12 protein-coding genes and 3 rRNA genes are annotated in these 19431 nt (G+C 63.3%); 3 read left to right on the forward strand and 12 right to left on the reverse strand.

Annotation, left to right across the window (positions count from 1 at the left end; all coding sequences use genetic code 11):
• Positions 1–186 precede the first annotated feature (186 nt).
• The 4 genes from rrf to ACX5I6_RS00020 form a co-directional block, all read right to left on the reverse strand.
• Positions 187–303 (reverse strand): 5S ribosomal RNA (gene rrf / locus ACX5I6_RS00005).
• A 195-nt stretch (positions 304–498) separates the two neighbouring features.
• Positions 499–3624: ribosomal RNA gene (locus ACX5I6_RS00010) — 23S ribosomal RNA — on the reverse strand.
• Positions 3625–4159: 535 nt separating this feature from the next.
• Positions 4160–5684: ribosomal RNA gene (locus ACX5I6_RS00015) — 16S ribosomal RNA — on the reverse strand.
• Together the 16S, 23S and 5S rRNA genes form the textbook arrangement of a ribosomal RNA operon.
• Positions 5685–6240: 556 nt before the next feature.
• A complete protein-coding gene (locus ACX5I6_RS00020) occupies positions 6241–7323 on the reverse strand; it encodes a TerC family protein (protein WP_461839040.1) in 1083 nt (360 codons plus the stop codon).
• Between the two features lie 344 nt (positions 7324–7667).
• Here ACX5I6_RS00020 and ACX5I6_RS00025 point away from each other — a divergent pair, with 344 nt between their 5' ends.
• Positions 7668–8591: a universal stress protein gene (locus ACX5I6_RS00025; protein ID WP_461839041.1), complete on the forward strand. Its 924-nt coding sequence runs from the start codon at positions 7668–7670 to the stop codon at positions 8589–8591.
• Between the two features lie 120 nt (positions 8592–8711).
• On the opposite strand, the gene ACX5I6_RS00030 is transcribed toward ACX5I6_RS00025, so the two are convergent.
• Together ACX5I6_RS00030 and ACX5I6_RS00035 are read right to left on the reverse strand one after the other, a co-directional pair.
• A complete protein-coding gene (locus tag ACX5I6_RS00030; protein ID WP_461839042.1) occupies positions 8712–9452 on the reverse strand; it encodes an excalibur calcium-binding domain-containing protein in 741 nt (246 codons plus the stop codon).
• A gap of 68 nt (positions 9453–9520) precedes the next feature.
• On the reverse strand, positions 9521–10870 hold the full coding sequence (locus ACX5I6_RS00035; RefSeq protein ID WP_461839043.1) for a GmrSD restriction endonuclease domain-containing protein: 1350 nt from the start codon (positions 10868–10870) through the stop codon (positions 9521–9523).
• Between the two features lie 269 nt (positions 10871–11139).
• Here ACX5I6_RS00035 and ACX5I6_RS00040 point away from each other — a divergent pair, with 269 nt between their 5' ends.
• Positions 11140–11535, forward strand: a complete 396-nt coding sequence (locus tag ACX5I6_RS00040) for a VOC family protein (RefSeq protein ID WP_109863989.1) — start codon at positions 11140–11142, stop codon at positions 11533–11535.
• Here ACX5I6_RS00040 and ACX5I6_RS00045 read toward each other — a convergent pair.
• From ACX5I6_RS00045 to ACX5I6_RS00065, 5 genes are read right to left on the reverse strand one after another with little or no spacing between them, the layout of a single operon-like run.
• Positions 11532–12035: a GNAT family N-acetyltransferase gene (locus ACX5I6_RS00045; protein WP_461839044.1), complete on the reverse strand. Its 504-nt coding sequence runs from the start codon at positions 12033–12035 to the stop codon at positions 11532–11534. The genes ACX5I6_RS00040 and ACX5I6_RS00045 overlap by 4 nt on opposite strands.
• Positions 12036–12065: 30 nt before the next feature.
• Positions 12066–13091 (reverse strand): LacI family DNA-binding transcriptional regulator, encoded by a 1026-nt coding sequence (locus ACX5I6_RS00050; protein ID WP_461839045.1) that lies wholly within the window; start codon positions 13089–13091, stop codon positions 12066–12068.
• A gap of 35 nt (positions 13092–13126) precedes the next feature.
• Positions 13127–13858 (reverse strand): cupin domain-containing protein, encoded by a 732-nt coding sequence (locus ACX5I6_RS00055; RefSeq protein WP_461839046.1) that lies wholly within the window; start codon positions 13856–13858, stop codon positions 13127–13129.
• Positions 13859–13860: 2 nt separating this feature from the next.
• Positions 13861–14826 (reverse strand): DUF6807 domain-containing protein, encoded by a 966-nt coding sequence (locus tag ACX5I6_RS00060; RefSeq protein ID WP_461839047.1) that lies wholly within the window; start codon positions 14824–14826, stop codon positions 13861–13863.
• A gap of 29 nt (positions 14827–14855) precedes the next feature.
• Complete coding sequence (locus ACX5I6_RS00065) at positions 14856–15989, reverse strand: Gfo/Idh/MocA family protein (RefSeq protein WP_461839048.1); 1134 nt, start codon at positions 15987–15989, stop codon at positions 14856–14858.
• Positions 15990–16274: 285 nt separating this feature from the next.
• Between ACX5I6_RS00065 and ACX5I6_RS00070 the strand changes: the two genes are divergently transcribed.
• Positions 16275–18653: a glycoside hydrolase family 3 N-terminal domain-containing protein gene (locus ACX5I6_RS00070; RefSeq protein WP_461839049.1), complete on the forward strand. Its 2379-nt coding sequence runs from the start codon at positions 16275–16277 to the stop codon at positions 18651–18653.
• 18 nt (positions 18654–18671) lie between these two features.
• On the opposite strand, the gene ACX5I6_RS00075 is transcribed toward ACX5I6_RS00070, so the two are convergent.
• Positions 18672–19367 carry a helix-turn-helix transcriptional regulator gene (locus ACX5I6_RS00075; protein ID WP_285249205.1) on the reverse strand — a complete coding sequence of 232 codons (696 nt, stop codon included), beginning with the start codon at positions 19365–19367 and terminating at the stop codon, positions 18672–18674.
• Between the last annotated feature and the right edge of the window lie 64 nt (positions 19368–19431).

Raw genomic sequence — 19431 nt, forward strand, 5'->3', positions numbered from 1 at the left:
GGATGTGAGCTGGCGTTGCCTGAGGACGCGCAAGATGTGAGCGGGGGTTGGTGGGTGGCGTGTCGGATGTGAGCGGGGGTTGCGGTTTTGCCTGTCGGGTGTGAGCGGGGGTGGTGGGGTTGTGGTGGTGGTGTTAAGTGTGGGAGGCCCCAACCATGTTGGTTGGGGCCTCGACCAGTGGTGTGTGTCCGGCGGTGTCCTACTCTCCCACACCCTCCCGGGTGCAGTACCATCGGCGCTGTGGGTCTTAGCTTCCGGGTTCGGAATGGGACCGGGCGTTTCCCCCACGCTATGACCGCCGTAACCTTGTTACCCGTCCCAACCCTGTGGGGGTTGGTGGGAAGTTTGTGGTTACAACATCTACCATCCCTTTTTGTTGGGGTGGTTGTGGTGTTGCTGTATTCAGTTGTTGGTTCCGTGCCGTATCAAACCCCGGGTGTTGGGGGTTGTTGGTTGGGAACCACATAGTGGACGCAAGCAGAATTTGTATGTATCTGTGTGGTGTAAGTTGTTGGCCTATTAGTACCGGTCAGCTTCACGAGTCGTTAGTCCTCGCTTCCACATCCGGCCTATCAACCCAGTGGTCTGGCTGGGGGCCTCTCACACATAAATGTGTATGGAAATCTCATCTTGAAGCGAGCTTCCCGCTTAGATGCTTTCAGCGGTTATCCCATCCGAACGTAGCTAATCAGCGGTGCACTTGGCAGTACAACTGACACACCAGAGGTTCGTCCGTCCCGGTCCTCTCGTACTAAGGACAGCCCTTCTCAAATTTCCTGCGCGCGCAGCGGATAGGGACCGAACTGTCTCACGACGTTCTAAACCCAGCTCGCGTACCGCTTTAATGGGCGAACAGCCCAACCCTTGGGACCTACTCCAGCCCCAGGATGCGACGAGCCGACATCGAGGTGCCAAACCATGCCGTCGATATGGACTCTTGGGCAAGATCAGCCTGTTATCCCCGAGGTACCTTTTATCCGTTGAGCGACGGCCATTCCACAATGTACCGCCGGATCACTAGTCCCGACTTTCGTCCCTGCTCGAGATGTCTCTCTCACAGTCAAGCTCCCTTGTGCACTTACACTCGACACCTGATTGCCAACCAGGCTGAGGGAACCTTTGGGCGCCTCCGTTACTTTTTAGGAGGCAACCGCCCCAGTTAAACTACCCATCAGGCACTGTCCCTGACCCGGATTACGGGCCGAAGTTAGATGTCCAAAGTGACCAGAGTGGTATTTCAACGATGACTCCACCCGAACTGGCGTCCGGGCTTCAACGTCTCCCACCTATCCTACACAAGCCACTCCGAACACCAATACCAAACTATAGTAAAGGTCTCGGGGTCTTTCCGTCCTGCTGCGCGTAACGAGCATCTTTACTCGTACTGCAATTTCGCCGAGTTTATGGTTGAGACAGCGGGGAAGTCGTTACTCCATTCGTGCAGGTCGGAACTTACCCGACAAGGAATTTCGCTACCTTAGGATGGTTATAGTTACCACCGCCGTTTACTGGGGCTTAAATTCTCAGCTTCGCCGTGAGGCTAACCGGTCCTCTTAACCTTCCAGCACCGGGCAGGAGTCAGTCCGTATACATCGTCTTGCGACTTCGCACGGACCTGTGTTTTTAGTAAACAGTCGCTTCCCCCTGGTCTCTGCGGCCCCGATCCCCTCCACACCGCGAAGGTGTATCAAGGTTGGGGCCCCCCTTCTCCCGAAGTTACGGGGGCATTTTGCCGAGTTCCTTAACCATAATTCTCTCGATCGCCTTAGTATTCTCTACCTGATCACCTGTGTCGGTTTGGGGTACGGGCGGCTAAAACCTCGCGTCGATGCTTTTCTCGGCAGCATAGGATCACCAAATCCCCCCAAACGGGGGTCCCATCAGATCTCAGGCACCATGAGTGGCGGATTTGCCTACCACTCGCCCTACATCCTTAGACCGGGACAACCATCGCCCGGCTCGGCTACCTTCCTGCGTCACACCTGTTAATACGCTTGCCTCCCAGGATCAGGTCCCGCGCTCCACCAAAACCCTTCACCCACAAGGGGTGTCAGGCAGGTCTCGGGCGGTTAGTATCCCCTGTTCAACATGGACGGTTTTTCGCCGGTACGGGAATATCAACCCGTTGTCCATCGACTACGCCTGTCGGCCTCGCCTTAGGTCCCGACTTACCCAGGGCAGATTAGCTTGACCCTGGAACCCTTGATCATTCGGCGGACGGGTTTCTCACCCGTCTTTCGCTACTCATGCCTGCATTCTCACTCGTGTAGGCTCCACCGCTGGTTTACACCGCGACTTCACCGCCCACACGACGCTCCCCTACCCATCCAAACACCTGAACCACGAAGGCTTAGCCAATGCTTGAATGCCACAACTTCGGCGGTGTACTTGAGCCCCGCTACATTGTCGGCGCGGAATCACTTGACCAGTGAGCTATTACGCACTCTTTAAGGGTGGCTGCTTCTAAGCCAACCTCCTGGTTGTCTGGGCAACTCCACATCCTTTCCCACTTAGCACACGCTTAGGGGCCTTAGTTGGTGGTCTGGGCTGTTTCCCTCTCGACTATGAAGCTTATCCCCCACAGTCTCACTGCTGCGCTCTCACTTACCGGCATTCGGAGTTTGGCTGACGTCAGTAACCTTGTAGGGCCCATTAGCCATCCAGTAGCTCTACCTCCAGCAAGAAACACGCAACGCTGCACCTAAATGCATTTCGGGGAGAACCAGCTATCACGAAGTTTGATTGGCCTTTCACCCCTACCCACAGCTCATCCCCTCCATTTTCAACTGAAGTGGGTTCGGTCCTCCACGACGTCTTACCGTCGCTTCAACCTGGCCATGGGTAGATCACTTCGCTTCGGGTCTAGATCACGCCACTGCAACGCCCTATTCAGACTCGCTTTCGCTACGGCTGCCCCACACGGGTTAACCTCGCGACGTAACACTAACTCGCAGGCTCATTCTTCAAAAGGCACGCCGTCACAACTACAAGGCTGCTCCGACGGATTGTAAGCACACGGTTTCAGGTACTGTTTCACTCCCCTCCCGGGTACTTTTCACCTTTCCCTCACGGTACTGGTCCGCTATCGGTCATTAGGGAGTATTTAGGCTTATCAGGTGGTCCTGACAGATTCGCACGGGATTTCTCGGGCCCCGTACTACTTGGGATACTCTCACAGGCGGCACAAACACATTACGGTTACGGGACTAACACCCTCTCTGGCCGGCCTTTCAAAACCGTTCACCTATGCGCGCACATCACACCCCACCAGCCCGGCAGAACTGGTATGGAAAGTCCCACAACCCCGACCATGCAACGCCCGCCGGCTATCACACATGGAACGGTTTAGCCTGATCCGCGTTCGCTCGCCACTACTAACGGAATCACTATTGTTTTCTCTTCCTGCGGGTACTGAGATGTTTCACTTCCCCGCGTTCCCCCCACGCACCCTATGTGTTCAGGTACGGGTCACCAAGTCACTCGCGCGCTCAGCGGGGTTTCCCCATTCGGACACCCTGGGATCACAGTCCGGTTATCGACTCCCCCAGGCTTATCGCAGATTCCTACGTCCTTCTTCGGCTCCTAATGCCAAGGCATCCACCGTGTGCTCTTAAAAGCTTGACCACAAAGATCAAAAAAATTTCTCGAGAGAACCACAGAAACCAACCACACCCCAACACCCACGAAGGGCATCAACAGCGCAGCCAGATCCAGGTTCATATTCTTGGAAATTGCTTCTTATACAAGATGCTCGCGTCCACTATGTAGTTCTCAAACAACAACCCCAAACCACACACCCCACACACCACGCCCACAACAGCAGACGCACCCATGCATGATCGATGCAGCCAGGAAACCAGAAACAAACAAACCCACACCCCGCCAGCCCTCCCCCGAAAGGGACAACCAACAGACCATGGCCCTGTTGCCTCAGGACCCAACAGTGTGCCAAACACTAAACCGCGCCATCACCCACCCACCGTTCCAGAACCATCACTGGCTCGTACTAAGACAAGCAAAAAACACCACGACCGCTATTTGCTGATATTCCACCCTTGAGCACCCGCCACGAAACACTCGTCCGTGAAACGGGCCTTTACTCCTGACAACACCACCACCCCGCATACACGGGACAGCAACTGCTGTAGGTGCTCCTTAGAAAGGAGGTGATCCAGCCGCACCTTCCGGTACGGCTACCTTGTTACGACTTAGTCCCAATCGCCAGTCCCACCTTCGACAGCTCCCTCCCACAAGGGGTTAGGCCACCGGCTTCGGGTGTTACCAACTTTCGTGACTTGACGGGCGGTGTGTACAAGGCCCGGGAACGTATTCACCGCAGCGTTGCTGATCTGCGATTACTAGCGACTCCGACTTCATGGGGTCGAGTTGCAGACCCCAATCCGAACTGAGACCGGCTTTTTGGGATTAGCTCCACCTCACAGTATCGCAACCCTTTGTACCGGCCATTGTAGCATGCGTGAAGCCCAAGACATAAGGGGCATGATGATTTGACGTCGTCCCCACCTTCCTCCGAGTTGACCCCGGCAGTCTCCTATGAGTCCCCACCATCACGTGCTGGCAACATAGAACGAGGGTTGCGCTCGTTGCGGGACTTAACCCAACATCTCACGACACGAGCTGACGACAACCATGCACCACCTGTAAACCAGCCCCAAAGGGGAAACCACATTTCTGCGGCGATCCGGTTCATGTCAAGCCTTGGTAAGGTTCTTCGCGTTGCATCGAATTAATCCGCATGCTCCGCCGCTTGTGCGGGCCCCCGTCAATTCCTTTGAGTTTTAGCCTTGCGGCCGTACTCCCCAGGCGGGGCACTTAATGCGTTAGCTACGGCGCGGAAAACGTGGAATGTCCCCCACACCTAGTGCCCAACGTTTACGGCATGGACTACCAGGGTATCTAATCCTGTTCGCTCCCCATGCTTTCGCTCCTCAGCGTCAGTTAATGCCCAGAGACCTGCCTTCGCCATCGGTGTTCCTCCTGATATCTGCGCATTTCACCGCTACACCAGGAATTCCAGTCTCCCCTACATCACTCTAGTCTGCCCGTACCCACCGCAGATCCGGAGTTGAGCCCCGGACTTTCACGGCAGACGCGACAAACCGCCTACGAGCTCTTTACGCCCAATAATTCCGGATAACGCTTGCGCCCTACGTATTACCGCGGCTGCTGGCACGTAGTTAGCCGGCGCTTCTTCTGCAGGTACCGTCACTTTCGCTTCTTCCCTACTGAAAGAGGTTTACAACCCGAAGGCCGTCATCCCTCACGCGGCGTCGCTGCATCAGGCTTCCGCCCATTGTGCAATATTCCCCACTGCTGCCTCCCGTAGGAGTCTGGGCCGTGTCTCAGTCCCAGTGTGGCCGGTCACCCTCTCAGGCCGGCTACCCGTCGTCGCCTTGGTAGGCCATTACCCCACCAACAAGCTGATAGGCCGCGAGTCCATCCAAAACCACAAAAGCTTTCCACCAACCACCATGCGATGGAAGGTCATATCCGGTATTAGACCCAGTTTCCCAGGCTTATCCCAGAGTCAAGGGCAGGTTACTCACGTGTTACTCACCCGTTCGCCACTAATCCCCCCAGCAAGCTAGGGATCATCGTTCGACTTGCATGTGTTAAGCACGCCGCCAGCGTTCATCCTGAGCCAGGATCAAACTCTCCGTTGAAGAAAAACAGACACAACCAAGCAGGTGGAAATAACACCACACCCGGCTGCACAAAATTTGAAACCAGCTGTAAAAACCAGACCACACCACGGGGTGGCGGATCCAGTCAATTCAACCAATCCATAAAACAATTGGTATCAACAAACTTGGCACACTATTGAGTTCTCAAACAACAGACACACCCGGCACCACCACAACCAAACAAACAGTCGCAGATCGCTCCGGAGCAACTTTCCAAACTTACCCGATCCCCCACCCCAACACAAATCCAACTTCCAGGATCCGAATCGAAATGAAGACCGCCCCCACCCGCCAGGCTCGCCACAAAGCGAACCATTTTCCAGGCCGTTCAGAAGGGGGTTTTCGCCGCTATCTTTCCGCATCAGCGGCGGCGACTCAGAAAACAATACACGCCCACCAACCCCACCGCAAATCCACCCTCAAGGAAGGCCAACGGCCCCCAAAAACCTTGCAAATACAAGGATTCCAGGGGCCGTCGGCACTCCCCAGCCTCTCTACCGGCCGGAACTGCCCGCTATGCAGTGGCTCACAGTGGTTACTTTGGTGCCCGGGCGGTGGGGCTAAGGTCGTCGTCGGACTGCTGATCCGTTTCCCGCTGGTCCCCGGAGGCAGCAGCAACGGTGCCGCCTTCCACCGTGTGGCGGTCGTTCTTTTCCCCATCACCCCGGGTCTTCAGGAGGCTGGCCACCGTGGCAACTGCGATGGTGGCACCGATGAACAGCAGCGAGAACCAGATGGGGATTTCAGGGACCCACAAGAGCGGCTGCCCGCCGTTGATGAAAGCCAGTTCGTTCACGTGCAGTGCGTGGAAGACAAGCTTCACGCCGATGAAGGAGAGGATGACGGCCAGGCCCTGGGCCAGGTAGACGAGGCGTTCCAGCAGTCCCCCGATCAGGAAGAACAGCTGGCGCAGGCCCATCAGGGCGAAGGCGTTGGCGGTGAAGACGATGTACGCCTCGTTGGTGAGCCCGTAAATGGCCGGGATGGAGTCAACGGCAAAGATCAGGTCCACAAAGCCAATGGCAATGATGGTCAGCATCATGGGGGTATAGAACCGTTTGCCGCCTTGCTTCACCGTGAGCTTGTCGCCGTGGTACTCGTCAGCGACAGGCAGGACGCGGCGCACCAGTTGCATGAACTTGCCGTCAGCAGGGTTGGATTCGTGGCTGCCGAAAGCCTGCTTGTAGGCGAGGAAGAGCAGCAGCGCACCGAAGATGTAGAAAATCCAAGAGAAGTTCTCGATCAGGCCGGCGCCGATGGCGATGAAACCGCCCCGAAGAATCAGCGCGATAACGATGCCGATCATCAGCACTTTCTGCTGGTACTTCTTCGGGACAGCGAACCCGCTCATCACAATCAGGAAGACGAACAAGTTGTCGATCGAGAGTGCCTTTTCGGTGAGGTACCCGGCGAAGTACTCGCCGCCGTAGGACCAACCGGACACCATTCCGACGCCAACTCCGAACATCAGGGCCAGCCCGATATAGAAGGCCGACCAACGCGCCGATTCGCCGATGGAAGGCTCATGGGGTTTGCGCACGTGCGCGAAGAACTCGTAAACGAAGAAGAGGACTGTCACAGCAAGGGTGATGATCCAGATCAGTGGTGTTACCTGCATTTGGGTACTCCAAGGGTTGGCGTTGACTGATACGCCAAGGTCTCCTCCGCCCGGACGGATCCGGAGCCGACGGCCCGGGATGCTTCGCTGCATCCGTATTGACGGGCCAATCACAGACGGGAGTACTCCCCTTGATAGGTCAATTCTAACGTAAACCGGCGGTAGGCATCCACGGCTGTTTCCCGCACCTGGCCGCCGGCAGTGGGGTTCGTGCAGGGCCGCCAGCGCAAATAATGCTGTCCGTCGAGGGACATTGGCCCCTGGCTTGCCCCAGACTCGGCGGACGAAAATTGAACCGGGCATTCCACGACGCCGTGGCTGCCGGGACCGGAGGATGGGGCATTGTGAAAACCAAAGCCATCGTGGTGGGCTACGACGGCTCGGAGCCGGCTGCACTGGCTGTCCGGTGGGCTGCGAGGGAGGCGTCCCGGCGCAGGGTTCCGCTGCATCTGGTGCATTGCACCCTGTGGCCACTGCTGACGAAGAATCTGGGTCCAGTCCCCGGCATCAAGGACAGCGGGCTCCAGCACGCGGCGGAAAAGACACTGCAGGAGGGCGCGGATCACGCGCGCCAGGCCGCCCCTGACGTGGAAGTCCTGACAAGTCTGTTGTCCGGGAGCCCCAACGCCAATCTGCCCAGGATTTCCGCCGGCCAGGACATGCTGGTCCTCGGTAGCCGCGGACTCGGAGGATTCATGGGCCTGCTCATCGGCTCCGTCAGCCTTGAGATGGCGGCCGTCGCATCGTGTCCGGTGGCTGTGATCAAACCCGGAGGAGACCCTGACGGCCCAGTGGTGGTGGCCGTTGATGACTCCGGGTCCCCTGCTGCACTTGAGGATGCCTGCACCGCGGCCGCCTCGGCGGGAGCACGGCTGGTCATCGTCCACGTCCGGACGGTTCCGGCCGGCTACCGGCTTGTCCGGGACCCTGTCGACCCCGGTGCCGCCGCCGAGGCCTTGCTGGTCTCGGTTGTCACCAAGGCGCGGGCGTTGGCACCGGGCCTTACGGTCGAGCAGCAACTCCTGACCGACACCTCAGTACCCCGCGCCATCCTGCACGCAGCCCAGGGCGCGCGCCTCGCCGTCGTCGGGACCAAAGGCCATGGAGTGATCGAGGGAAGCATCGGTTCGACGGCGCATGCCGTCCTCCACCATGCCAAGGGTCCGGTGCTCGTTTCCCGGCGCCCGCCCGCCGCCAAGGCAGCGCACGAGTCCCAATCCGGGGCGGAGGTTGGTGCCCGGTCGCGCAACTTGGACGCCGGCGCTTAACGGCATCCACGTCGCGGGCTATCCGGAGGTGGCAGGTGGCCAGTCCCTGACCGAAAAAAGGAATGCCGTGGAAACCTCCGCGAGGAAGTTTCCACGGCTCGCCCAGTCCTGCCCGCGGTTCTATCGCTCGCAGGCAACTCCGTCGCCGTCGCGGTCCAGAGCCGACCTGTAACCTGCCTGCCCCCTGTACAGCGGGGCCGCACCGGCGGCTTTCGCGGCTGTGCAGTTCGCGTAGTACGCCGCCGGCGCCGGCGCAGCAGGAACGGCAGCAGGAGCAGGCGCCGGCACCTGGGCTGCCTGCTGAGCTGCGGCAGCGGCAGCTTGGTCTGCTGCCGCTTTGACAGCAGCAGCTTGATCAGCCGCCGCCTTGTCCGCTGCCGCTTTGGCAGCAGCTGCTTGGTCAGCCGCGGCTTTGTCGGCAGCGGCCTTCGCGGCGGCGTCGGCAGCTGCCTTGTCAGCTGCAGCCTTCTCGGCCGCAGCCTTTTCAGCGGCGATCTTTTCCAGGGATTTCACGCCAAGGTGCACCGTGGAACCCTTTGCTGCCTGGGCTCCGTTGGAAGGGTCCTGGGTCAGCACCTGCCAGTTCTTCGTCGTGCCGAGGGCTTTGCCATCGATGGTGTCTTTCGCGTCAACCTTGAAGCCAAGCTGTTCCAGTTGGTCCGTCGCCTTGTCCAGGGTGAGCCCTACAACTCCCGGGACCGTGACGGATGCTTCCACCGTGGCAGTCGCCGATGCCGCCGAGGCCGGCTCCACCGCCGCCTGCTTGCCGCCGCCGCAGCCGGTCAACATAAGCCCGGTCAGCACGGCCAAGGCCAGCGTCTTCTTCAACCTGCCGGCGGCAGGCCCGATGTTTTCTTTCATGATTCCCCCTAGGAATGCGTGTGATGGTGATGGTGGAAAGAGGGCCCGGCGAATCCCGGGCAAGAGCCCTACTCGCAGGCGATGCCGTCGGAGTCGCGGTCCAGCGCCGGCCGGTATCCGGCCTGGCCCGCGTAGATCGGCGCCGCTCCTGCGGCCCTCGCCGCAGTGCAGTTGGCGTAATAAACAGCAGCAGGAGCTGGAGCGGGCGCAGCAGGAGCAGGAGCGGGGGCAACCGGAGCCGGGGCACCCGGAGCAGGAGCCGGGGCCGGCGCAGCGACAGCAGGTGCCGGCTCGGCAGCGGCGGGCGACGGCGCCTGCTGGTTGGTCGGCGCCAACTGCCCGGTGCAGTCGCCCAGGATCCGTGCCATCGCGTCGTGCTCGGCCTGGGTCACCCATAACCCGTACGTGGCCTTAACGGAGATTTGCCGGGCCACATACTCGCACCGGAACTCTTTGTTGGGTGGCAGCCAGGTGGCGGCGTCGCCGTCGCCCTTTTGCTGGTTGGTGGGCCCGTCGGTCGCCTGCAGGTTCAGCGGGTCATTCGCGAATGCCGTCCGCTGCCCGGCAGTCAGCTGCTGGGCCCCCTTCTGCCAGGCATCGCTCAGTGCCACCACATGGTCGATCTGCACGGCGGTGCTCGTCGCGGCGCCGCGCAGGAAACTGATGGTGGTGCCGGTGTACGGATCGGCGAGGGTGCCTGACTGCACCTTGCAGGGCACGTTGTTGGTGAACGTGATACCGATGAGGTCCCGTTTGAGGATGTCATTGCGGGTATCGCAACCGTTCCGGTCCACGTCCGCCCATGTGTGCCCGAATTGGGCCCGGTCATAGCCCGTCTTTGGCGCGCGGCCCTTGATGGCAAGCGTTGCGAGCAGGTCTATCGCCTTGGTGGCGTAGGCGGGCTGCGTGTTGGGTGCTGCCACGGAGACGCCTGCCGCCACAGCATTGGGAATATCCGGATCCAGCGGCTCGCCGGTTTCCACAGTCGTGGGCGCAGGAATGGGAGTGGACGACGGCGCCGCCACGGCTGGCGCAGCCAGGCTCGCTGTCGCGGCCGTGCCCGTAGCCCTGCTTTCCGCGGAGGCGGCCTCAAGGTCCGCGGAGGTGACGCGCGGCAGCGCCACGGCACCTCCGATGAGGAGGGCGAGGGATGCCGCGATCGCGACGCCGCCGGCCTTGCGCTTCGCCGGCAACCAGGCCCAGGAGCGCCGCCCCGTGACCACGACATAAAGACCAGTCAGGGCGACGGAGATGCCCAGGAAAATGAGGGCGCCTCCGAGACCGCCGCTGAGTGCGCCCAACAGCATGAAAATCGCGGTCATAACTCCGACGACAAACGTCGAAGCGCGTGGATTCCGCGGCAGCTTCGGCGCCGGCGCGGACTGGGCAGCCCCCAAGAGGGTCTCGTAATCGGACATTCTTCCCCAAATGATGAGGAGGCCGAGCAATTCGGCACCCCTTTTTGCCGGGCCTTCTGCTAAGCCCTGCAAAGCTCGATGCCGCTGAGCATACGGCCCTGTGACGTGCGGATTTGTCGGCTCCGTGAATACTCGGCCAACATTCAGCCAGTCTTGAGGGAACCTTGAGGAAGCGGCCCTTCCGCGCGTCACAATGCCACCTGCAAGGCGACTGAACCCGCGCCGAACACCCGTTCCCCGCTGGCAGGGGCAAAGGTAGAGTTGCCCGCATGCAGATGCGCCTCGAGGTTGTCCAGGTCCCGGTTTCCGACGTCGAGAAATCAAAGGCGTTTTACACCGAACAGCTGGGCTTTGTGCTGGACCACGACGTGGAGCACATTCCCGGCATGCGCGTTGTCCAGCTGACGCCGCCAGGTTCTGCCGCTTCGGTAGTGATCGGAACCGGCATGACCGCCATGGCGCCCGGCAGCCTGGAAGGTCTGCAACTGGTGGTTCCGGACCTCCCGGCCGTCCGCGATGAATTGGTACAGCGCGGGGCGGAGATCAGCGAAATCCAGGACCTGGGTGGCGTTCTGTTCGCCTACTTCAGCGACCCGGACGGCAACCGCTGGGTCATGCAGGGACAAACCCCGCCGGCCGTCCGCGACGCCCACAAAGCCGGCTAACTGCGCGGCCGGTCCCGGACCATCCGCAGTTCCGGCACGCTTTCCCACTCTGGGGGCAGGTTGCCGCGGCCGCCGTCGAACGTAAATCCTTGGCGGAGGTAGAAGGACTGGGCTTTGACGTTCTCCTCCAGCACCCACAAATAGGCGGGCGAATCGCCCAGGGCGGCCTCCAGCAGCGCCTTCCCCAGTCCGCTCCCCTGTGCCCGGGCCAGGATGAAAATCGAGTACAGCTCCAGCGCGAACGGGCTGTCCTCCTGGCGCGGCGGGCCGGCGTCGGCAAGGCCCACAATCTCACCGCTGGCTTCTTCGGCGACGATCCGCGGGTGGGGAACGTCAAGATACGGCCGGCGCCGGGCCACGCGTTCCGGGATGGAGCGCCGCCGTTCAGCAAAGAATCCGGGCGAGAGCAGGTGTCCGTAGCTTTCCTCGTGCGCGGCAGTATGCATCAAGACGATGGCCTCGGCATCCTCCGGGGTGGCCCGGCGAAGTACATAATCCATCGCTCCAGCCTAATCAAGGCCGGCACCGGATCAGTGTGTTGGCGGGGCCGCCGTGGATCCGCGGACCACCAGTTCGGTGCCCAGCTCGATCCTTTGCGGCAGTTCCTCGTCGCCGTCCAGGTGCCGGAGCAGGGCACGCATGGCGGTCTCCGCCATCTGCACCACCGGCTGCCGGATGGTCGTGAGGCCCGGCTCAACCCACTCGGCGGCCGGGATGTCGTCGAATCCAATGATGGACAGGTCATCCGGGATGTGCAGCCCGGCAGAGCGCGCCGCACGGTAGGCGCCCAGTGCCTGGTCGTCGTTTCCGGTGAAGATCGCCGTCGGCCTGTCCGGCAGTTCCAGGAGCTTGCGCGTGGCCGCCTCGCCGGCCTCGATGGAAAAGTTGCCCGGCGCCATCAGGGCCGGGTCCAGCGCAATGCCAGCCCGGCGCAGCGCGGAAATGTAGCCGTCTTCGCGGGCGCTGCTGCATTGCAGGTCCTCGCGTCCGCCAATCATGGCGATCCGTTTGTGCCCCAGCTTGAGCAGGTGTTCCGTGGCTGAGTAGCCGCCCTCCCAGTTGGCCGCGCCCACTGTCATCAGGTCCGGTCCGGGCTGGCCCACGGGGTCGATCAGGACCACCGGGATCCCCAGCGACTTCACCCGCTGGATCTGTTTGGCGTCCAGCTGGTATACGGCCATCAGCAGGCCGTCCGATTTACGCTCAGCGAGGTTTGCCAGCCAGGGCCGGATCCGGGACCCGTCCAGGCTCAGGCTGCTCACCACGGTTCCGTATCCGGCGTCCTGCGCCACCCGCTCCACGCCTTCGATGATCTCCAGAGCCCATTCCGAGCCCAGACCGGGAAACACGAGGTCCACCAGGCCGGCCTTCTGCCGTCGTTTGGCCGGGCGGCGCGCATAATCGCGGCGCGCGATGATTTCCTCCACCCGCGCCCGGGTCTCCGCGGCGACGTGGGCATGCCCGTTCAGCACCTTGGACACGGTGGGAACGGATACGCCGGCCTCGCGGGCAATCTCGCTGATCGTCGCTCGCCCGGTGTCCTGTTTGCTCACCACGGAAACCACCTTTCACCCGGGTCACGCGCCCGGGGTTAGTTATCGGAAAGTTCCCACGCCTGAATCCGGCCGCACATGCCGTAAATCCTGGGGTTTTCCCGTTTTCCCATCGTAGTTCGCGCGTTCGCAAGATAGATACTTTCCGCCGTGTCCAGGGAAACCAGTTGCTGCCGCGTGACTTCGGCCTGCCGGGCTGCGCCGGCGGCCAGAAGTCCTGCCCAGGCTCCGGCTCTGGTGGACGCCAGCCGGGCGGCCGCGGCGTGGAAACCGGCCAGCGCCGCCGGCCCGGATTCGAGGACAGCGTCCTTGAGCGCCAGGTAGCCTTCCAGCGCCAGGTCACGACGACGGCGCGCGGCTTCCTCCGCTGCGGCCAGTCCCGCGTCGGCGTCCGTGTGTTTCAGGGCCGCGGCGCGGCGGTACGCGGCCGGGTCGGTGAGGTGCTCCGGCGGAAAGGTCATTACGGCATCCCCGTGTTCGGGCAGCCCTGCGTTTTGCATGACCACCAGGATCTTCAGGTCCCCCGAATCGTTGATGGCGCGGTGGACCGTGCCGGGGGTGAACCAAAGAACCACCCCGGGCACCAGCTCAGTGGTGGTGAACCCTCGCGAATCAAGGGTCTCCAGCCGGCCTGCTCCCGCCAACACCACATACGCCTCGGTGGAGGCGGTGTGCACGTGCGGCGATCCGCCGGCGGCGCCGTCCGCCCCCGGCCAGTCGTAAATGCTGATCTCGGACAGGCCGGTAGCACCCGGGAACGTTGAGCCCATACTCAGGCCCAGTTGCCGAGGGCGGTTTGCGCGGCTGCCGCCAGCGCCGCGGCACGGCCGTGGTCCACCCCGCCGTCGGCGATTACCACCGCATAGCGGTAGGTCAGCGGTTCGCCTGCCCGGAGGGGGACCTCTTCGCTGAAGAAGGGTGCTGAACCCAGGCAGGCGAACATGGAGGACCGCGCGAACCACTGGTTCGGTGCGCCGGGGTTCGAACCGTCTTCCACGAAAGCAACGGTGGAGGACCGGCAACTGACGTCGTGCTTGCCGGTAAAGGCGAGCCACGGCGAGCGGGTGCCCATGAATTCATCGGTTCCGGCGCCGTCCTGGTTGCGGAATTCGCCGCCGGTAAAGGACCGTGGGCCGCGCCAGAAGAGACCTCCGTAGCCGGCGTTGTGGCGGCCTTCCGTGGTGGGACTGCCGATCCGGATCTCTTCCCCGGAGATGTTGTCCATCCGGGTTTCGAAGAGGATGGCGTAGGCACCCCCGGATTCGTCACCGGCACTGCTGTCCGCCAGCAACTGGACGCTGAACCGGCGGTCTTCCGCTATGACCGGGTCACCGTCCTGCGAGGTCCAGGTGAGGGATTCCGCTGCGGTGATCCCTGCGCCGGAGTGCTCGATCCCGGTGAAGGAGGTGTGGGTCATGGCGCCGTTGTTGTCCAAATTGGCGTACTCGGTGGCGCGTGTGTAGGTTGCGCCGCCCCAGAAGTTGTGGCTGCCCACGTTCGGGAGCGCCCAGGAAAGGCCCTTGTGCCAGACGTGGTCCCAGGGCCGGGAGATGGTCACGTCGTCTCCGCCGAGGGTGGTCAGCGGGTGGAAGAACGGGCGGGGGCTCTCGTATTGGAGGTCGGTGGGCCGGTAGGTGTAGGTGGCGATGGGCTTGCCGTCGGCGGTGAATGTGAGGGCTGCGCCGTCGTCGGTGACATCCAGCCGGGCAGTGTGAACGGCTGAAGGGGTGGTGGGCATGGCGGGAGGCTCCTTGGGGGTATGGGGTGTCAGGCGCGGGCGGCGTCGAAAGCTGTTTCGTTGAGGGCTGTGGCATCCAGGACGGCGGTGCCCAGCCCGTCTCCGTCCATCCCGCCGTAGAAGGGGTGGCCGGGGACAATCTCGCCGCGGCGGACGGCCCTGCCGGTAAAGGCGGAAGCGTAGATCGCGGCAGCGAGCTCAAGGGTCTGCCGGGCGGAGTCCGCGCCGGCGGGCAGCGGAAGCCCGGCGTCGAGCGCTTGGTACATGGCCAGGAACTGGGCGGAGTGTCCGCTGCCGCGTTCCAGCGGCCGGCTGTGCCATTCGGTGCGGACCTGGTCTTCGTGGCCTGGCGCGCCGGTAACGGTCCAGTTGTCCGTGGCGTAGCCGTAAAGGTGGCCCAGTTCCACGGTGGCGAACTCGCAGTCGATCCGGATGTCCGAGGTTTCCCTGGGCGAGAGCAGGGAGTTGACGATGGTGGCCACGGCGCCGTTGCGGAACCGAACCAGCGCGGCGGACAGGTCTTCGGTGGACGTGGCACGTGCCTGCCGGCCTGCTATCGCGGTGACTTCCTCCCACGGTCCCAGCAGGTGCAGGAGGAGATCGAATTGGTGGATGCCGTGGCCCATGGTGGGGCCGCCGCCCTCGGCGTTCCACGTGCCGCGCCAGGGCAGGTCCCAGTAGCTGTCCGGCCGGTACCAGAGGGTATCGCAGCGGGCCACCAGCGGGCGGCCGAACCCGGCGCCCCCGATCAGTTCCCGGGCGGCCGCGGCGGCATCCCCAAACCGGTGCTGGAACACGCAGGAGAACTGGGCGCCGCCTTTGGCCTGGGCTTTCTCCAGCCGGTCAAAGTCCGCCAGGCTCAGTGCCGGGGGCTTCTCCGAGAGCACGTGCACCCCGGCCTCGAGGCATTCGATGGCTTGGTCGATGTGCAGCATGGGCGGCGTGCACAGGTGCACGATGTCCGGCTGGGCCCCCGCGAGCAGTTCGGCCACCGTGAGGTAGGTGCCGGGAATGCCGTGCTTCTCCGCAAAGGAGTCCAGCCGGCCTTGGTCCACGTCGCAGGCTGCCACGAGCTCGGCGCGCCCGCCTGTCCGTGCCAGGTTGTCCGCGTGGACCGCGGCGATCCCGCCGGTGCCCACGATGGCCACTTTGTACGTCCGCATGTTCTCTCCGTCGTTGCAGTGAAGTAGTTGCCCTGAAGCGGTTGCCGTGATGGTGCCGGACCACCCGGCATTGCACCAGCCAGGGGTGGCCTTGCTTTCCATACGATCCCAAGAAACTTTCTATGGTCTCTTCGAAGTTTCGGATGGTCGCTACAGCAGCAGACCAAAGGCGTGGTTTCAACCGTAGGAAGATTTGCATTCCAGAGTCAAGGGGTTTTGATCTAGAAACTAAACATAAGTTTCTGATACTTTCTTAGAAACATCGTCCGATCCTAGGAGACGTCCGTGACCAGCGGTGCCGCCGAAAAGCAAGCCCTCCCCTCCCCCGCGGCGGGCACCGAGCCGCCTTCCGCCGTCGGGCACCTGTCCCTTGAGGAGCTGGTGCGGCAGATGACCCTTGAGGAAAAACTGGCCCAGCTGGTGGGCGTGTGGGTGAACGCTTCCACTGAAGGCGACTCTGTTGCCCCGTTGCAGAACGAGATGGCAGGCGACGCCCGTTCCTGGGAGGACGTGATTTCTGCGGGACTCGGCCAGATCACCCGGATGTACGGCACGGTTCCGCTGGAACCGCTCGAGGGGGCGCGCCGGCTGGCCGCCGCGCAGGAGCAGATCATGGCCGCCTCACGGTTCCGTATCCCCGCGCAGGTGCACGAGGAATGCCTCGCCGGGCTGGCCGCCTGGAAAGCGACCGCCTTCCCTGTGCCGCTGGCCTGGGGCGCCACCTTCAACCCGGTGCTGGTGCGCCGGATGGCCGGCTTGATCGGCGGCCAGATGCGGCAACTGGGCGTCCACCAGGGCCTCGCGCCGGTACTGGATGTGGTGCGGGACCTCCGCTGGGGCAGGGTGGAAGAAACCATTGGCGAGGACCCCTACCTCGTGGGCACCGTGGCAAGCTCCTACGTCAAAGGGCTGGAAGCGGAAGGGATCGTTGCCACCCTCAAGCACTTCGTAGGCTACTCCGCCTCACGCGCCGGGCGGAACCACGCGCCCGTCTCCATGGGTCCCCGGGAACTCGCGGACGTCATGCTGCCACCGTTCGAACTGGCCATCAAGGACGGCGGCGCCCGTTCAGTAATGCACGCCTACACGGACACCGACGGTGTTCCCGCCGCGGCCAACCGCGCCCTGCTGACGTCCCTGCTCCGGGACGAGTGGGGCTTTGCCGGGACCGTGGTGGCGGACTACTTCGGCATCGCCTTCCTCAACGCCACGCACGGCATCGCCGCCGATCCGGGAGAAGCTGCAGGCCTGGCGTTGGCAGCGGGAGTCGACGTGGAACTGCCCACTGTGAACTGCTATGGCACGCCCCTGCTGGAGCGCGTGCGCTCCGGCGAGCTCCCCGAATCCCTGGTGGACACCGCGCTCCTGCGGGTGCTCCGGCAAAAGCAGGAAGCCGGGCTGCTCTCGCCGGACTTCGACCCCGCGCCCCCGGCCCTGGGTGCAGGCGCCATCGACCTTGACCCGCCGGCCCACCGGGAGCTTGCGCGGGAGATGGCCGCCCAGTCCCTGGTGCTGCTGACCAACAGGACGCACGACGACGGGCCAAGCCTGCCGCTGCCGGCGGCGGCTTTGGCATCGCTGGGCGTCGTGGGGCCGCTGGCGCAGGACCCGTTCGCCATGCTGGGCTGCTACTCCTTTGACGCCCACGTCGGCGCATCGCATCCCGAGGTGCCCATGGGCATCCGGGTTCCGACTGTGGCCGGTGCAGCCGCCGAGCGGTTTGGCCGGATCCGGACCGCCGCCACGGGAACGTGCGAGGCCATCAGCGACACGCAGGTCCTGGAAGCCTGCCGGATTGCCTCAGCGGTGGACACCTGCGTGATCGTGGTGGGTGACAATGCGGGCCTCTTTGGCCGCGGCACCTCCGGCGAAGGCAACGACGCTGCCGACCTGCGGCTCCCCGGTGACCAGCACCGCATGCTGGACCAGGTCCTCACGGCTGCCGAGGCCGCCGGCACCCGCACCATCGTGGTGGTCCTCAGCGGCCGGCCTTACGCGCTGGGCGACTTCGCGGCCAGGGCCGGAGCGATCGTGCAGGGGTTCTTCCCGGGCGAGGAGGGTGCCGAGGCGCTGTGGGACGTCCTGACCGGAGCCGTGACTCCGTCCGGCAAGCTGCCGGTTTCCGTGCCGCGGACCTCCGGCGGACAGCCGGGCACCTACCTGCACAGCCGCCTGGCCGGGCCGTCCGGCGTCAGCGCACTGGACCCCTCACCGCTGTTTGGGTTCGGGCACGGCCTGTCCTACACGACCTTCGACTTTTCCTGCCACACCGCCAGCGGGCCCACGATGACGACGTCGGGCTCCGTCACCGTGGGATGCATGGTGGCCAATACCGGCCCGGTTGACGGGGCGGAAGTGGTGCAGCTGTACCTCGAGGACCCGGTGGGCGAGGTGGTCCGGCCGGTCCGCGAACTGATTGGCTATGCCCGGGTTGACCTTGCGGCCGGCGCCGCGGCCCGGGTGGAGTTCACGGTGCACGCGGACCGGACGTCCTTTACCGGGGTGGACCTGAAGCGGGTGGTGACCCCGGGCTTGGTGAAGCTGCATGTTTCGACCTCCAGCAGCCGGGACCTCCACACCCACGAACTCATCCTGCACGGCGGCCGCCGCGAGGTGGGCTTTGACCGGGAGATGCTGACACCGGTAACGGTAACCCCGCTTTAGCCGTGCCGACCGGACATGTCATCCCCGGCCGTGCACCGGCCTGGCGTTAGCCGGGGGTTCCCCAACCTCCTGGATGCCATGGCCGCTGCAGGCCGTCTTGGTGACGACGGCCCGCTCGATGCGCGAGACGGTGAACCACCGCATTGCGTCGCGCAGCCGGCACCACCCAACCAGGTACCACTGGCCGTTGGTGGCGGCAAACAGCACCGGCTCGACGTCGCGGGTGGTGGCGGTCCCGTCCCCCGCTGTGTAGCGGAGGCGGATCACGCGCTGCTCGGCCATCGCCTCCTCCAGCGCGGATTTGATGGCGCGGGACGAGGCGGGAAGCGCGTTGACCCAGACGCGGTGGGCCAGCCCGTCCGCTTGTGCCCGGGTTTTGGGATCGAGGACATCCATGATCTTTCGGACACCTGCTGCTGCCAGATCGGCGTAGGGGGCATCAGGCGCAGCGGACACCGCTGCCATGAGCGCCACGGCCTGGGCCGGTGACAGGCTGACGGGAGGCAGGGACGCACCTCCAGCCAAACCGTAGCCACCGCCCGGACCCGGCCGGGACCATACCGGCGCGCCGCTGTTCTCCAACGCATCGAGGTCCCGCTTGATGGTGCGAACGGATACCTCAAACTCTGCAGCCAGCCGTTCGGCGGAAATCCCCCGCCTGCCGCTGCGGCGCAACATCTCGGAGAGGGCATGGAGCCGTTCGGCCCGCTTCACCGTTCAGCCCCTGGCAAATTCATGACATAAATAGTGACACACCCTTGTCCGGTACGCCTGCGAG

The sequence above is a fragment of the Arthrobacter sp. MMS24-T111 genome, from assembly GCF_054888995.1.

Excerpts from the sequence above, each read along its gene's own strand:
- ACX5I6_RS00030 (WP_461839042.1), bottom strand. The coding sequence starts at position 9,452 with ATGAAAGAAAACATCGGGCCTGCCGCCGGCAGGTTGAAGAAGACGCTG.
- ACX5I6_RS00040 (WP_109863989.1), top strand. The coding sequence starts at position 11,140 with ATGCAGATGCGCCTCGAGGTTGTCCAGGTCCCGGTTTCCGACGTCGAG.
- ACX5I6_RS00065 (WP_461839048.1), bottom strand. The coding sequence starts at position 15,989 with ATGCGGACGTACAAAGTGGCCATCGTGGGCACCGGCGGGATCGCCGCG.
- ACX5I6_RS00055 (WP_461839046.1), bottom strand. The coding sequence starts at position 13,858 with ATGGGCTCAACGTTCCCGGGTGCTACCGGCCTGTCCGAGATCAGCATT.
- ACX5I6_RS00060 (WP_461839047.1), bottom strand. The coding sequence starts at position 14,826 with ATGCCCACCACCCCTTCAGCCGTTCACACTGCCCGGCTGGATGTCACC.
- ACX5I6_RS00035 (WP_461839043.1), bottom strand. The coding sequence starts at position 10,870 with ATGTCCGATTACGAGACCCTCTTGGGGGCTGCCCAGTCCGCGCCGGCG.
- ACX5I6_RS00020 (WP_461839040.1), bottom strand. The coding sequence starts at position 7,323 with ATGCAGGTAACACCACTGATCTGGATCATCACCCTTGCTGTGACAGTC.
- ACX5I6_RS00045 (WP_461839044.1), bottom strand. The coding sequence starts at position 12,035 with ATGGATTATGTACTTCGCCGGGCCACCCCGGAGGATGCCGAGGCCATC.